The 15757-nt window shown below is 32.2% G+C and carries 11 protein-coding genes; 6 read left to right on the forward strand and 5 right to left on the reverse strand.

The genetic code is table 11. The features are described 5' to 3' along the window. Positions 1-52: 52 nt before the first annotated feature. Genes radA through panC form a run of 5 tightly spaced genes read right to left on the reverse strand, consistent with a single transcriptional unit; the run spans position 53 to position 4772 of the window. Positions 53-1417 carry a DNA repair protein RadA gene (radA, locus tag JAO71_RS00435; protein WP_116823623.1) on the reverse strand — a complete coding sequence of 455 codons (1365 nt, stop codon included), beginning with the start codon at positions 1415-1417 and terminating at the stop codon, positions 53-55. Positions 1418-1420: 3 nt separating this feature from the next. Next, positions 1421-2566 (reverse strand): alpha/beta hydrolase, encoded by a 1146-nt coding sequence (locus JAO71_RS00440; protein ID WP_116823624.1) that lies wholly within the window; start codon positions 2564-2566, stop codon positions 1421-1423. Between the two features lie 36 nt (positions 2567-2602). Further along, positions 2603-3523: a lysylphosphatidylglycerol synthase transmembrane domain-containing protein gene (locus tag JAO71_RS00445; RefSeq protein ID WP_116824519.1), complete on the reverse strand. Its 921-nt coding sequence runs from the start codon at positions 3521-3523 to the stop codon at positions 2603-2605. 36 nt (positions 3524-3559) lie between these two features. Further along, positions 3560-3910: an aspartate 1-decarboxylase gene (gene panD, locus JAO71_RS00450; RefSeq protein WP_028291594.1), complete on the reverse strand. Its 351-nt coding sequence runs from the start codon at positions 3908-3910 to the stop codon at positions 3560-3562. Positions 3911-3923: 13 nt separating this feature from the next. After that, positions 3924-4772, reverse strand: coding sequence for a pantoate--beta-alanine ligase (gene panC / locus JAO71_RS00455; protein WP_116823625.1), 849 nt, complete (start codon positions 4770-4772; stop codon positions 3924-3926). A gap of 109 nt (positions 4773-4881) precedes the next feature. Here panC and JAO71_RS00460 point away from each other — a divergent pair, with 109 nt between their 5' ends. The 6 genes from JAO71_RS00460 (at position 4882) to atpD (ending at position 15747) form a co-directional block, all read left to right on the forward strand. Next, positions 4882-5691 (forward strand): glycogen/starch synthase, encoded by an 810-nt coding sequence (locus JAO71_RS00460; protein ID WP_116823626.1) that lies wholly within the window; start codon positions 4882-4884, stop codon positions 5689-5691. A gap of 29 nt (positions 5692-5720) precedes the next feature. After that, positions 5721-7352 carry a DUF4270 domain-containing protein gene (locus tag JAO71_RS00465; protein WP_202998425.1) on the forward strand — a complete coding sequence of 544 codons (1632 nt, stop codon included), beginning with the start codon at positions 5721-5723 and terminating at the stop codon, positions 7350-7352. A gap of 6 nt (positions 7353-7358) precedes the next feature. Next, on the forward strand, positions 7359-9206 hold the full coding sequence (glmS, locus tag JAO71_RS00470) for a glutamine--fructose-6-phosphate transaminase (isomerizing) (protein ID WP_054852485.1): 1848 nt from the start codon (positions 7359-7361) through the stop codon (positions 9204-9206). A gap of 465 nt (positions 9207-9671) precedes the next feature. After that, on the forward strand, positions 9672-12437 hold the full coding sequence (locus JAO71_RS00475; protein ID WP_054852484.1) for a TonB-dependent receptor: 2766 nt from the start codon (positions 9672-9674) through the stop codon (positions 12435-12437). A gap of 3 nt (positions 12438-12440) precedes the next feature. Then, the gene (locus tag JAO71_RS00480) at positions 12441-14060 is read left to right on the forward strand and encodes an SGNH/GDSL hydrolase family protein (RefSeq protein ID WP_202998426.1); all 1620 of its coding nucleotides are present in this window, start codon (positions 12441-12443) and stop codon (positions 14058-14060) included. 178 nt (positions 14061-14238) lie between these two features. Then, on the forward strand, positions 14239-15747 hold the full coding sequence (atpD, locus tag JAO71_RS00485) for a F0F1 ATP synthase subunit beta (protein WP_054852482.1): 1509 nt from the start codon (positions 14239-14241) through the stop codon (positions 15745-15747). Positions 15748-15757 lie beyond the last annotated feature (10 nt).

Below are 15757 nucleotides of genomic sequence, written 5' to 3' on the forward strand. Positions count from 1 at the left end.
GAAAGGCTTACATTATTTAAGACAAGCACTTTAACGTTATAAAACCAATCCGTTAGATTATAATTAAGTCTACTAAATCTTCAATTTTTGAGATTAATTGAATTTTGATCGCTGTATCTTTTAAAGATATTTTATTGTATTTAGAAACAAAAATAGTTGAGAAACCTAATTTTTCGGCTTCTAGAATTCGTTGTTCAACACGTTGCACTGGACGTATTTCTCCAGACAATCCAACTTCGGCTGCAAAACAAAAATCAGATTGCAGTGCTTCGTCTTCATTTGAAGATAAAATAGCTGCAACTACAGCTAAATCTATTGCAGGATCGTCAACATTTATACCTCCTGTAATATTTAAAAAAACATCTTTAGCTCCAAGTCTAAATCCTGCACGTTTTTCTAAAACTGCCAACAACATATTTAATCGCTTGGCATTAAAACCAGTGGCACTACGTTGTGGTGTGCCATAAACCGCAGTACTAACTAAGGCTTGCACCTCTATCATTAATGGTCTGACACCTTCTAGCGTAGCAGCAATTGCATTACCAGATAAAGCTTCGTCTTTTTTAGATATTAAAATTTCGCTAGGATTAGACACCTCTCTTAATCCAGAACCTTGCATTTCATATATACCTAATTCATGAGTAGATCCAAAACGATTTTTTTGAGCTCTTAAAATTCTAAATACATGGTTACGATCACCTTCAAAATGAAGCACTGTATCCACCATATGCTCTAATATTTTTGGCCCAGCAATATTACCATCTTTTGTAATATGACCAATTAATATAACAGGTGTGTTAGTTTCTTTAGCAAACTTTATAAGCTCTGTAGTACATTCTTTTATTTGAGAAATGCTTCCGCTTGAAGACTCTATATAATCAGAATGAAGAGTTTGAATAGAATCAATGATAACAATATCAGGTTCTAAACTTTCTATTTGCTTAAAAATATTTTGTGTTTTTGTTTCTGTTAAAATATAACACGTGTCATTAACAGGGTTAATGCGTTCAGCACGCATTTTAATTTGTTTTTGACTTTCTTCTCCAGAAACATATAATGTTTTGTAAGGCAGTTTTAAAGAAATTTGAAGCAACAAAGTACTTTTACCAATTCCGGGTTCACCTCCAAGAAGTGTTAAAGATCCTGGCACTATACCTCCTCCAAGTACACGATTAAACTCATTATCCAAACTATTTAATCTAGCCTCTTTAGAAGCATCAATCTCGTTAACTCTTAATGGTTTTGAAACGCGTTTATTTGTTTTACTACTTGGTGTTTTCCAGTCGCTCTTATCAGGCTTTTGAACTACTTCTTCTACAATGGTGTTCCATTCTTTACAAGCATTACATTGTCCTTGCCATTTAGCATATTGCGTCCCGCAGTTTTGACAAAAAAAAGTGGTTTTTACTTTAGCCATGTATTAATATCCAAAGTCTGCTTTGATCTGTTCTGACAACTCTAAGACCTGATCTTTTGTAATTCCTCCAATTTCGGCTAAGACATAAGCAGACTGATAGGTTTTCATTGCTTTTTTAGGCGATCCTGTTTCTTCATAAAAACGTCCTAAATAATAATTCCCTAATAAAGTATCTGGGTATTCTTTTCTAGCTAGTTTACCTAAATCTTCAAAATACTCCCATTTTTCGTGCTTTTTAATAGCAGCTTCAATTGCTTTAAAATCGTTTATTAAAATAGTTTTTTCAATTCCAAATAAATCTTCAATCATTTGATATTTTTCAGTCAAATAATCTACTGGATTGGTATCTAATTTAAGAATAGTTTCTTTGTATTCTTTTTTACTTATTGGCTGAAATACTAAAAATATACTTTCTAAAGCTTTTGGTATTGCGTGAGCTGGTATTGAGTAATGTGATGGCCCATCAAAAGTATCAAAGGTTTTTAATACATTATTATTTTCTATGGCTTTTAAACTGTTTGCTAACGCTTCGGTTTTAGCCTGAATCCCTTTTGAATCGTTATTTGTTGTTGCTAAATAATAAAATGTTTTTTGCTCTAATTTAGGAAAAACTTCGGTTAAAAAATTAGGCATTTCAGGAGCTAAATCTGGACTTAAAACTATATAAGAATGAAATAATGGTACTTCTTTTAATAAAAAGTAGTTAATAAAATTGGCGGTTTTACCATGTCCAACCGCTACTTTAAATTTTTCTGTTCTGAATGTTTTATTTACAAACGGAACCAATTCCATGCTAACAAACTCAAAAAACTCTGCTCCAGTTTCTACTGGCAACGAAGTTAGTGGATTAAAATACACATCGTTTTCTCTTAAATCATATTGATTTACACCAATTACAATTGCTTCCGGAATATCTTCCCAATAGCTATAATAATCAACATTTCCAGCAACTGGTTCGAATAAATAATCTGCATCAAAAACGTAAATCACAGGATAATTTTTATCCGAAGTATCATAATTTCGTGGTAACTGAATTTTTATCTGCCTAGTTTCGCCTAACTTTTCTGAAGCCATTTCTTTGTATATGGTTTGAGCCATACTATTAGACATTACAAAACAGGTTGTTAACAACAATAAAATACGTTTCATGATAATTACGATTTAAATTTGGGTCTAAGTTACAAATTATTTGTTTTGATTAAAAAACGGAAGGTATAATAAAGATAGACCTCCAAAGACAAACACCAATAATGTTTGTGAGGTCCACATTATCCATCCAAATGCACGACTTGGATCTTCTGGAAGACTAAATAAAGTAAATGCTATAACGATAGCTTCTGGATAAGAGCCTATACCTCCATTTGTAGCTGCAATACTAAAAGTAGCTAAAATAAAAGCGACTAATATAGCTGCAAAAGGCAATGTGTTTAAATCTTTAAAAGCTAAAGTTGTGACGTAAAACATTAGCATATACATAGACCATATAAACAGGGTATGAAAAATAAACGCCCACTTTTTTTTCATTTTAAAAATACTAAGTACACCTTCTATTAATCCGTTAACGAAGCCTTTTATTTTTAACGCAATAACATTAGTACTTCTTTTTATCAAAAAAACAAACATTAAAGCTAAAACCATTAGAGCAACACCTGCAATAATAATTTTAGTTAAATTGAATTTTTGAGTTAAAAAATTAAAGATAAAATCAAACTGAAGGCTTAAGGTAACTGCTATAATAATTAACATGACTACCATATCTGCAATACGCTCTGCCACGATAGTCCCAAATCCTTTTTCAAAAGGAACATTTTCATAATTTTTAAGAATAGTTGCTCTTGCCACTTCACCTGCTCTTGGAATGGTATAATTAATCAAGTATGTAGAAAATACTGCCATTATACTGTTACCTAATTTTATTTTATAGCCTAATGGCTCTAACATAAACACCCAACGATAGGCTCTTGACAAATGACTTAGCAGACCAAAAACTAAACCTAAAAAAACATATTTGTAATCCGCATTTTTTGCATACTGCAACAACTCATCAAAAGATAATTTTGACAATGAGTAATATATTAAAAAAACTCCCAATAAAATTGGGAGCATGATTTTTAATATTTTTATAAATGTTTTTTTTGACACTTACTTAAGTAAATTATTTGCTTCGTTTGGAAAAACTAATGAAGGCTTAAACACTTTTGCCTCTTCAATATCCATAAAAGCATATGTTATTAGTATCAAGATGTCGTCTTTAGCAACTAATCTTGACGCTGCACCATTTAAAGTTATTTCTCCGCTATTTCTTGGACCTGGAATGGCATAAGTCTCTAAACGTGCACCATTGTTATTGTTTACAATTTGCACTTTTTCACCTTGAACAATATTAGCTGCATCCATTAAATCTTCATCAATAGTTATACTACCAATATAATTTAAGTCAGCACCTGTTACTTTAACTCTGTGAATTTTTGATTTTACTACTTGTATTTGCATAGGGCAAAGATAATTAATTTAAAGCGATATTGTCAATTAATCTTATATCGTCAGCATAAACTGCAATAAACGCTCTGTAAGTTTTAGATTTATGTTTTTGTGTAACTGTTTTTAATGTGTCAACGTCTGCAATTATAAAATATTCTAATTTTAACAAATCATGATCTGCAAACTGTTTTTCAACCCATTGTGTAACATAATCTGCACTTTTTGTGCCAAACTTAGTTTTGGCATGCTGTAAAGTTTTATAAATAAATGGAGCAGCTGTTTTATATTCTGGTTTTAAACGCACATTTCTTGAACTCATAGCTAGACCGTTGGCTTCTCTGTGTATTTTACAGCCTACAATATTTACAGGAACATCATACTTATCTACTAACTTTTTAATTATTGTTAGTTGCTGAAAATCTTTTTCACCAAAATAAGCGTTGTCAGGTATAACAATTTCAAACAAGCGCTTAACAATAGTTCCAACACCATCAAAATGCCCTTGTCTAAAACGTCCTTCCATTTCAAACTCTAATCCGTCAAAACTAAAATTTTGTGCTTTAACATTGTTTTGATAAATATCTTCAACACTTGGCGCATAGACCAGAATATCGTTAGATAAGGTTTTTAAAAGTGCAATATCATCGTCCAAAGTACGTGGGTATTTTTTTAAATCCTCAACATTGTCAAATTGTGTAGGATTAACAAAAATACTAACAACCATAATGTCATTATTAGACAAACCTTCTTTTATTAAAGATAAATGACCTTGATGTAAAGCACCCATTGTTGGGACAAATCCAACCGTTTTATTACTCTGCTTCAAAGCAGAAATATGATTGTTTATTTTGTTTTTATTAGTAAATACAAGCATTATTAATATTTAATTAACTATTGCAAACTTAATATTTTAGTAACAATTAGCATAAAATTTTGTACTTTTGCGTGTTTTTTATTGATAATTCGGAAAAGCTAAACAATATATGAAAGATAAGAGGATATTATACGTATCATCTGAAGTGGTGCCTTACTTACCAGAAACAGAAATTTCTTCAATGTCATTTGAGACACCTAGAATGGTTAACCAACAAGGTGGACAAATAAGAATATTTATGCCACGATATGGAAATATCAACGAAAGAAGACATCAATTACATGAAGTGATTAGATTGTCTGGAATAAATCTTGTCGTTAACGATTTAGACATGCCATTAATTATAAAAGTAGCCTCTATACCTAAAGAGCGTATACAAGTTTACTTTATAGATAATGACGAATACTTCAAAAGAAAAGCAACTTTAACAGATGAAGACGGAAATCTTTTTGAAGATAATGATGAACGTGCTATCTTTTTTGCAAAAGGAGTTATTGAAACAGTAAAGAAACTAAATTGGTCTCCAGATATTATTCATGTTCATGGATGGCTAGCTTCTTTATTACCTTTATATCTAAAACAATTTTATAAAGACGAACCTTTATTTAACGAAAGCAAAATTGTAACCTCTGTTTACAAAAGTGGTTTTGAAAAAACATTAAATCCTGATTTGGTTAAAAAAATTAAGTTTGATAACATCGAAGAAGACAAAATTAAATTACTAAAAGACCCTACTTATAATAACTTAATGAAAGTAGCTATAGATAGCTCTGACGCATTAATAGTTGGATCCGAAGACCTTCCTGAAGAATTAACAAAGTACTTAAATGACTCCGACAAACCTGTTTTAGGTTATCATGCTAAAGATGAATTTAGCGAAGCGTACACTAATTTTTACACAACTAGCGTTTTAGATTAACGCAATATTGCCATATTCAAGAATTACCTATGAAAAGATCCCTAATAAATTTCATCAAGCCATTAGTGCTGTTGATGATTATTGCTATTACATCAATAGCTTGTGAAAAAGATTTTGTAAATATAGAAAGTGATATAACTGGTGCAGAAAACTTTACTACAAATAGTAAAATGTTTCCATTTATAGCCTATAACAAAAAAGTTGGTCCAGTTCAAACCAACGGTTTATCTAGTTACGTTTTAGGTACATATAACGATCCTAATTTTGGTCTTACATCAGCTGGATTAGTTACACAAATAGTTCCTAATGAAGTAGATCCTGAATTTGGAGACAACTTAGAAGTTAAATCTGTAAACCTTTACATTCCTTACTTTTCTACGGTTGAAGGTAGTGATGACGATGGCAACACAGTTTATACTTTAGATTCTTTATTTGGAGATGCAAGCAGCGGTTACAAATTATCAATCTATAAAAACGAATATTTTTTAAGAGATTTAGATCCAGAATCTGATTTTGAAGAAACACAAGCATACTATTCAAATGCTTACACGGATTTAAACTTAAGTGCTTTTGAAGGTGAACTAATTTATGAAAGTGGTACAGATGGATTTACACCAAGTGATCAATATGTGGCTATTCAAGAAGTACCTCTAGATGAAACAGAGCTTGAAGAACTTGAAGATAATCGTGCTCCAGGCTTATATTTAGACCTGACTAATCAAGAATTTGGTTTAAACCAATGGAAAAACCTATTGGTTCAAGCAGACGGATCAACAAACCCCAACTTATCAAGTACGAATAATTTTAAAAATGCTTTTAGAGGTTTAATTTTTAAAGTTGAACAAATCGATAATAATGATGGAAACATGATATTTCTTAATATCAATACAACCTCTAAAATAGATTTACGATATGAAACAGATCTAGATAGTACAACGGATGAACGGGTAAGAAACACATTCTCTTTTAATTTTAACAGTAATAAATTTAACACCTATGAAACACTAACTTCAAACATTAACCTTGTTGATGGTAATGAATCTACAGGTGACAATGAGTTATTCTTAAAAGGTTTTGAAGGGTCAATGACAATTATAGACCTATTTAACGGAAATATAGTAGACGAAGACAACAATACTCAGGATGCTTTTGAATATTTTAGAGCTAAAGAAAATCAATGGTTGATAAATGAAGCGACTTTGAGTTTTTACGTAAACCTTCCTTCTGAAAACTCTGGCAGTATAGAACCTGATAGGGTAACATTATACAATTTAAACAATAACGCCCCTATAATAGATCATTTTTTCGATAGTAGCTCTAACTCTTCTGACTCTTACAATTCTCACTTAATATATTCGCCTAAACTTGAAAGGGATGAAAATGAAAATGGAGTAAAATACAAAATAAGACTAACAGAACACATAAATGATATATTACTTAATGACTCGACTAACGTCAAATTAGGTCTTTTCGTAACTTCAAACATAAACTACACAAATACTTCCAAAATATTTAATACTACAAATGATGACGATATAAACATGATACCTAGAGGATCTACTTTAGCTCCTGAAGGAACTATACTTCATGGTAATACAGCATCAGTTCCTAATGAACTAAAAGCCACTTTTGAAATTTATTATACAGAACCAAAAAACTAATATGTTATGTGTGGAATAGTAGGATATATAGGCAAAAGAGAAGCCTATTCTATAGTAATGGAAGGCCTTAAAAGATTAGAATACAGAGGCTATGATAGTGCTGGTATAGCTCTTTATGATGGTGCTGATTTAAAATTAGCAAAAACTAAAGGAAAAGTAATTGATTTAGAAAATCGCGTATCTAATGAAATAAGTACAAATGGACATGTTGGTATTGGACATACACGATGGGCTACTCACGGAGTGCCAAATGATGTAAATTCACATCCTCATTACTCAAATTCTGGAGATCTAGTAATTATACATAATGGTATTATTGAAAACTATGAATCTATTAAAAAAGAATTAATTAATAGAGGCTATACTTTTCACTCAGATACGGACACTGAAGTATTAATAAATTTAATTGAAGACGTAAAGAAAAACGAAAAAGTCAAATTAGGAAAAGCAATACAAATAGCCCTTAATCAGGTAGTAGGAGCGTATGCTATTGCCGTATTTGACAAAAATAAACCAAATGAAGTTGTTGTTGCAAAACTTGGAAGCCCTCTAGCTATAGGTATGGGTGAAGATGAGTTTTTTATAGCAAGTGACGCCTCTCCTTTTTTAGAGTATACAAAAAAAGCTATTTATTTAGAAGATGAAGAAATGGCTATTATAAGCATGAAAAAAGGAGTTAAAATAAGAAAAATAAAAGATGACTCACTAGTTGCTCCTTATATACAAGAATTAAAAATAAATCTTGAGCAAATAGAAAAAGGCGGCTATGAGCATTTCATGCTAAAAGAAATACATGAACAACCAAATGCTATTTTAGACACATACAGAGGAAGACTTCTTGCAAAAGATGGAATAATTAGAATGGCTGGAATTGACGACAATATTGAAAAATTTTTAAATGCTAACCGAATTATTGTAGTTGCTTGTGGTACATCATGGCATGCAGGACTAGTTTCAGAATATATATTTGAAGATTTAGCAAGAATTCCTGTAGAAGTTGAATATGCTTCTGAATTTAGATACCGAAATCCCGTTATTACTGAAAAAGATGTAGTTATAGCTATTTCTCAATCCGGAGAAACAGCTGATACGTTAGCTGCAATTAAATTAGCAAAATCTAAAGGCGCATTTGTATTTGGAGTTTGCAATGTTGTTGGCTCATCAATAGCTAGAGAAACTAATGCTGGTGCTTATACACATGCAGGACCAGAAATTGGAGTAGCTTCTACAAAAGCATTTACAACACAAATTACTGTATTAACTTTAATAGCACTAAAATTAGCTAAAGCTAATGGAAGTATGTCTAACACAGAATTCCATCATCATTTACAAGAATTAGAATTAATTCCTGAAAAAGTTAAAGAAGCTTTAAAAGCGGATGATCATATTAAACTTGTAGCACAAAAGTACAAAGATGCAAAAAACTGTTTATACTTGGGACGTGGATATAATTTTCCTGTTGCTCTTGAGGGTGCATTGAAATTAAAAGAGATTTCATATATACATGCAGAGGGATATCCTGCAGCAGAGATGAAGCATGGACCAATAGCATTAATCGACGAGCAGATGCCTGTTTTTGTAATTGCAACTAAAAAAGGTCACTATGAAAAAGTTGTAAGTAATATTCAGGAAATTAAATCTCGATCAGGTAAAATAATAGGTATTGTTACAGAAGGTGACGAAGATGTTAAAAATTTAGCTGATCATGTTATAGAGGTTCCTGAAACAATTGAATCATTGACACCATTACTTACAACTATTCCTCTTCAATTACTATCTTATCACATTGCAGTAATGTTAGATAAAAATGTTGATCAACCTCGTAACTTGGCCAAATCGGTTACCGTAGAGTAATTTGAAAATAAATCTTTATCAAAGATTTCAATTTATATAAAAGGGTTTCGGTTTCGAAACCTTTTTTTGTTTAATCATATAGATTAACGCTATTTAGAATAAAAAAACATATCTATTAATAGATTTACTCACAGAATTAGCTAGGTAATTAAACTGACTAATAAGTATGTATACTTAAAATTAATAAGTAAATATTAACTCATAAAAATTATTCAACAATAGCAGGATATAAACAGATGAAAATTGAAATATTTATCAACACAACAAACAGATATTAAATATTTTTTACAGTCAAAATAAAGTTCTCAATTCCTCAAAATTCACATTATTTTTTTACGAAATAACAACTTTATCACATCTTTTTTTTAGAAAAACTTATTATGCGCGCATAATTTATTAGCAGTTTTTACCAAAATTTAGTTAAAAAACGTATATTGGCATAAATAAATTAACTAAATCTAAAAAATGAGAACAATCCTTTCAATTGTATTGTTGTGTTTTTGTGGACTTTCTTTCGCCCAAACAACAATATCAGGAACAGTGGTAGATGACGTAAGTCAACAACCAATTCCAAGTGCAAATGTCGTAATAGCTGGTACCTCAATAGGGACTGCTACAGATTTTGATGGTACATTCGTCTTAACTACAGATCAAAAACCGCCTTTTAAAATTCAAGTAAGTAGTGTCGGATTTTCTAGCAAAGACTTAGAAGTGACTTCTAACAATCAAAAATTTAATATTGTACTTAATGAAGGTACATCTTTAGATGAAGTCGTTATATCTGCCTCTAGAACACCTGAACGCATATTTGAATCACCAGTAACAGTCGAAAGATTTGGATTAAAAGAAATTAAAAATACTGCTTCTGCTGATTTTTATGATGGACTAGAAAACCTAAAAGGTGTAGATGTAAATACAAACAGTTTAACATTTAAATCTGTTAATACACGTGGATTTGCAACATTTGCAAATACTAGATTTATGCAATTAGTAGACGGAATGGATAATTCAACACCTGCATTAAATTTTCCTATAGGAAATTTAGTAGGTATGACTGAAACTGATGTTTTAAGTGTAGAATTACTTCCAGGAGCTTCATCTGCACTATATGGAGCAAATGCATTTAATGGGATTTTATTTATGAGAAGTAAAAACCCATTTGATCATGAAGGTATTAGTGCATCATTTAAAAGAGGAATAACCTCTCAAGAAGCTGCTGGTGATAATCCTTATACTGATTTAAGTTTAAGAATGGCCCATAAGTTTAGTGATAAATTTGCTGCTAAGGTTAACTTTGGCTATTTAAAAGGAACTGATTGGCAAGCAACAAGTGAAGTAGATAAGATTGATCCAACCAGAACTAGATCAAACACTAACTATGATGGTATTAATATCTATGGAGATGAAGTTTCAACTAACATTAGAGCTGCTTCTGGATTAGGAGTTATCCCAGATGTTGTAGTTAGTAGAACAGGATATAATGAAAGAGATTTAACACCGTACAATGCTGAGAGTGTAAAAGCAGATTGGGGATTATACTATCGACCAATTGAAGACAACAGTTTAGAATTATCATATGTTGGAAAAGTGGGTACTGGAACAACAATTTACCAAGGGACAAACAGATATAATATTGACAATTTCTTCCAACAACAACATAAATTAGAAGTTAGAAATGACAACTTTTTTGTTAGAGCCTATGAAGTTTCTGATAAAGCTGGAGATTCTTATGATATGGTTTTTACAGGAATAAACATAAATAGATCATGGAAAAGTGATGAAGATTGGTTTGGAGACTATATAGCAACCTATGCAGGAATTGAACTTACTGGAAACCCTTTGGGCTTAACAGACCAACAAAAACATGATGCCGCAAGAGCTGCTGCCGACACAGGTCGTTATGAGCCAGGATCTCCTGAATTTAAAGCTGCATTTAACAGAAGCATCAATGATCCAGACTTATCAACAGGATCAAAATTCCAAGATGCCTCAAAATACTTCCACAGTGATGCTAACTATAACTTTAGTCATTTAATAGATATAGCTGAAATTCAAGTTGGTGGATCATACAGAAAATACAAATTAAACTCTGGTGGTACAATTTACACAGATGGTGATAGTCCTATCGAATATTCAGAATTTGGAGTATATTCACAAATTCAAAAAAATCTGGAACTTGAAGGTGAAAAGGAATTAAAACTAACAGTCTCTGGACGATATGATAAATCAGAATTATTTGATGGCTTTTTCTCTCCTAGATTATCTGCTGCATTAACATTAAATAGAAATCATAATGTAAGAGCTTCTGTGCAAACTGGTTTTAGAAACCCAACAACACAAGATTTATTTATTGGTCTTGATGCTGGTAGAGCAATTTTGGTTGGTTCTGCACCAAACAATTTAGATAGATACACTAGAGATTACGATGTCAGCTTAGAAGGACAAACATTTTTTGGTCAACCATCACAAGTAACACAAACTGGCGCTGCAGCTTATAACAATTCTTATTCTGCTAGTTCAGTAATTGATTTCGCAGCTGCTGGAAACCCTGCTCTATTAGAAGTATCAAACCCAGACATCATCAAACCTGAAAAAGTAACTTCGATGGAAGTAGGTTATAGAGGTAAATATGAAAGTATAATAGTAGACCTTAGTGCCTACTATAACAAATATGAAGATTTTATATCTCAAGAAGTTGTGATTTCACCTTTTTATGGTACAGTTGGAGATAATGGATTATCAGTAGCTGCATTAGCTAATGGAGATTATCAAACCTATAGTGCTTATACAAACTCTAATGCGGATGTAAAATCTTATGGTGCATCAATAGGGTTATCTACTAAAGTATTTAATGGATTTGATTTAAGCGGAAGTTACACTTTTACTAAACAAGATTTTGACAAAGCAGGAAACCCAGACTTCCAAACAAACTTTAACACACCTGAACATAAATTTAAAGCTTCATTTGGACATACTAACGTCTTTGAAAACTTTGGGTTTAATGTATCATATAGATTTAGTGATGACTATTTCTGGGAAGCAACCTTTGGAAATGGTATAATTCCTGAATTTCATGTAGTTGATGCTCAAGTAAATTATAAAATACCAAGTATTAAATCAATTATAAAACTTGGAGCAACCAACTTAACAGGTCAGGAGTACTTTACTGCATTTGGAACAGGATTTATTGGATCTATGTACTATGCATCATTAACAATTAATAATTTATAAGAAATGAAAACATTCAAAAACATAAAATATATAGGATTACTTGCTGTAGCTATTAGCTTCACAGCATGTAGCGACGAGGAAGATTTTGAAGAGCTTTTGGATCAACCACCAACGCAAGAAGCTAATCTTCCTGCATTAACAAGTGGTTCAGCAGACTTTTCAACTTTTGTTTCATTAGGCGCATCTTTTACTGCAGGTTTTACTGATGGAGCATTATTTATAGCTGCTCAGGAAAACTCTTTTCCAAACACATTATCTAATAAATTTGCTATGACAAATGGAGGTGCTTTTAACCAACCATTAATGGAAGATAATATTGGAGGACTACTTTTAGGAGGTAATGTAGTTGCAAATCCTAGATTATTTTTTAATGGTACTGGACCTGAAGTCTTACCAGCAACACCAACTACTGATGTAGGTAATAGTTTAGCAGCAGATGGAAGTATATTTGAAAATGTTGGTGTACCTGGTGCTAAAAGTACACACATTGGCTTGAACGGTTACGCTAGTTTAAACCCATATTTTGGGCGTTTTGCAAACTCACCAACAATATCAATGTTAGAATATGCTATTGCACAAAATCCAACATTTTTTACTTTGTCAGAAATTGGAGGTAATGATGTTTTAGGTTATGCCACTTCAGGAGGAGAAAGTGATACTACATCAGATAATTACGATCCAATTACACCTACAACAACATTTGATTTTGTGTTTAACGATATGGTTAATCAATTAACTGCCGTAACACCTAATGGAGTAGTTACTAATGTACCGTACATTACAGATTTACCACATTTTACAACAGTACCTCACAACCCTCTAGATCCTACAAACCCTGATTTTGGCCCACAAATACCATTATTGAACTCAATATTTAGTGCATTAAACCCAATATTTGAAGCTGTAGATCCAGCAAGAGCTATTGTATTTTCTACTACGGAAGCAAGTCCTGTGGTGATTAAAGACGAAACTTTAGATGATATATCTGCAATAATTAGCGCACAGCTAAATGCTAGTCCAACTTTTCCGGCTTTTATAGCACAATTTGGATTACCAGCTCAAGCCGCACCATTAGTAGCAAACCTTTTAGGTGCTACTTATGGACAAACAAGACAAGCAACACCAGCTGATTTATTAGTATTACCAAGTTCTTCAATTATAGGAACTGTAAATGAAGCTAATGTAGGAGCACTAATGGGACAAGGTTTACCACAAGCGTTAGCTGGACAATTTTCTGTAGAAGGTGTAAGCTTACCATTAGAAGACAAATGGGTATTATTACCTTCAGAACAAGACGAAATACAAATAGCTACAGATGCTTACAATGCTACTATAGCAAATGTTGCCAACACAAAAGGATTAGCTTTAGTCGATTTAAACGGGATTTTGAGTCAAGCCTCTTCTACAGGTATCATGTTTGATGACTACAACTTAACTACAAATTTAGTTACAGGTGGCTTAGTTAGTTTAGATGGTATACATTTAACAGCAAGAGGCTATGCTTTAATGGCTAATAAATTTTTAGAAGCTATAGATTTAACCTATGGTTCTAACTTTATTGCTTCTGGTAATGTTGCAAAAGCTGAAGATTTTGGTGTGACATACTCACCAACATTACAGTAAACACATTATAAATGACAATAAAAACGTCTGCTTTTTAGTAATATAAAAAGTGGACGTTTCTTGTATATAAAAAAGGTTAACAAACCTCTTTTATTTTAAATTAAAACATCTATCTTTGCACGCGAAAACAGAAGGTGTTTTCTTTCAATTAAATACCATAATATTAAACAGATAAGTAATGTCAAAAGTTACAGGTAAAGTTGCTCAAATAGTAGGTCCAGTTATCGATGTTGAATTCGACGCAGGTACTGCACTTCCAAAAATTTACGATTCATTAGAAATTAATAAAGCTGACGGTTCAAAATTAGTACTAGAAGTACAATCTCACATTGGTGAAGATACAGTACGTACTATTGCAATGGACTCATCAGACGGTTTAAGTAGAGGTACAGAAGTTGTTTCAACTGGAGCTCCAATACAAATGCCTGTTGGTGGTGATGTTTACGGACGATTATTCAATGTAATTGGAGATGCTATTGATGGTTTAGGTGATTTACCTAAAGCTGGAGATGCTGGATTACCAATACACAGATCTGCTCCTAAATTTGAAGATTTATCTACATCTACGGAAGTATTATTTACTGGTATTAAAGTAATTGACTTAATTGAGCCTTATGCAAAAGGAGGTAAAATTGGATTATTTGGTGGTGCAGGAGTAGGTAAAACAGTATTAATTCAAGAGTTAATTAATAACATTGCAAAAGGACACGGAGGATTATCTGTATTTGCTGGTGTTGGTGAAAGAACAAGAGAAGGTAATGATCTTTTAAGAGAGATGTTAGAGTCAGGAATTATCAAGTATGGTGATGACTTTATGCATTCTATGGAAGAAGGTGGATGGGATCTACAAAAAGTAGATAAGTCTGCTATGAAGGATTCTAAAGCAACTTTTGTATTTGGACAAATGAATGAGCCACCTGGAGCTCGTGCTCGTGTAGCACTTTCAGGATTAACTATAGCAGAATATTTCCGTGATGGAGCTGGAGATGGTCAAGGTAAAGATGTACTTTTCTTTGTTGATAATATTTTCCGTTTTACACAAGCTGGATCTGAGGTATCTGCATTATTAGGACGTATGCCATCTGCAGTAGGTTACCAACCTACATTAGCAACTGAAATGGGAGCTATGCAGGAGCGTATTACTTCAACTAAAAAAGGATCAATTACATCTGTACAAGCGGTTTACGTACCTGCAGATGATTTAACGGATCCTGCACCAGCAACAACGTTTGCTCACTTAGATGCAACAACGGTATTATCTCGTAAAATTGCTGAGCTAGGTATTTATCCTGCAGTAGATCCTTTAGATTCTACTTCAAGAATTTTAACTGCTGATATTTTAGGTGATGAGCACTATGACTGTGCACAAAGAGTAAAAGAGTTATTACAACGTTACAAAGAATTACAAGATATTATTGCTATTCTAGGTATGGAAGAATTATCTGAAGAAGATAAAATGGCTGTAGGTAGAGCTAGACGTGTACAACGTTTCTTATCTCAACCTTTCCACGTAGCAGAGCAATTTACAGGACTTAAAGGTGTTTTAGTAGATATTAAAGAAACTATTAAAGGTTTTAACATGATTATGGATGGTAAATTAGATCATTTACCAGAAGCAGCATTTAACCTTAAAGGATCTATTGAAGAAGCTATTGAGGCTGGAGAAAAAATGTTAGCTGAGGCATAAATTAGTTAGC

It is taken from the genome of Olleya sediminilitoris (assembly GCF_016785945.1).
GTDB lineage: Bacteria > Bacteroidota > Bacteroidia > Flavobacteriales > Flavobacteriaceae > Olleya > Olleya sediminilitoris.

What these genes read in the sequence shown, in the direction of transcription:
- radA (WP_116823623.1), bottom strand. Translation starts at nt 1,417, where the DNA reads ATGGCTAAAGTAAAAACCACTTTTTTTTGTCAAAACTGCGGGACGCAA.
- JAO71_RS00440 (WP_116823624.1), bottom strand. Translation starts at nt 2,566, where the DNA reads ATGAAACGTATTTTATTGTTGTTAACAACCTGTTTTGTAATGTCTAAT.
- JAO71_RS00445 (WP_116824519.1), bottom strand. Translation starts at nt 3,523, where the DNA reads ATGCTCCCAATTTTATTGGGAGTTTTTTTAATATATTACTCATTGTCA.
- panD (WP_028291594.1), bottom strand. Translation starts at nt 3,910, where the DNA reads ATGCAAATACAAGTAGTAAAATCAAAAATTCACAGAGTTAAAGTAACA.
- panC (WP_116823625.1), bottom strand. Translation starts at nt 4,772, where the DNA reads ATGCTTGTATTTACTAATAAAAACAAAATAAACAATCATATTTCTGCT.
- JAO71_RS00460 (WP_116823626.1), top strand. Translation starts at nt 4,882, where the DNA reads ATGAAAGATAAGAGGATATTATACGTATCATCTGAAGTGGTGCCTTAC.
- JAO71_RS00465 (WP_202998425.1), top strand. Translation starts at nt 5,721, where the DNA reads ATGAAAAGATCCCTAATAAATTTCATCAAGCCATTAGTGCTGTTGATG.
- glmS (WP_054852485.1), top strand. Translation starts at nt 7,359, where the DNA reads ATGTGTGGAATAGTAGGATATATAGGCAAAAGAGAAGCCTATTCTATA.
- JAO71_RS00475 (WP_054852484.1), top strand. Translation starts at nt 9,672, where the DNA reads ATGAGAACAATCCTTTCAATTGTATTGTTGTGTTTTTGTGGACTTTCT.
- JAO71_RS00480 (WP_202998426.1), top strand. Translation starts at nt 12,441, where the DNA reads ATGAAAACATTCAAAAACATAAAATATATAGGATTACTTGCTGTAGCT.
- atpD (WP_054852482.1), top strand. Translation starts at nt 14,239, where the DNA reads ATGTCAAAAGTTACAGGTAAAGTTGCTCAAATAGTAGGTCCAGTTATC.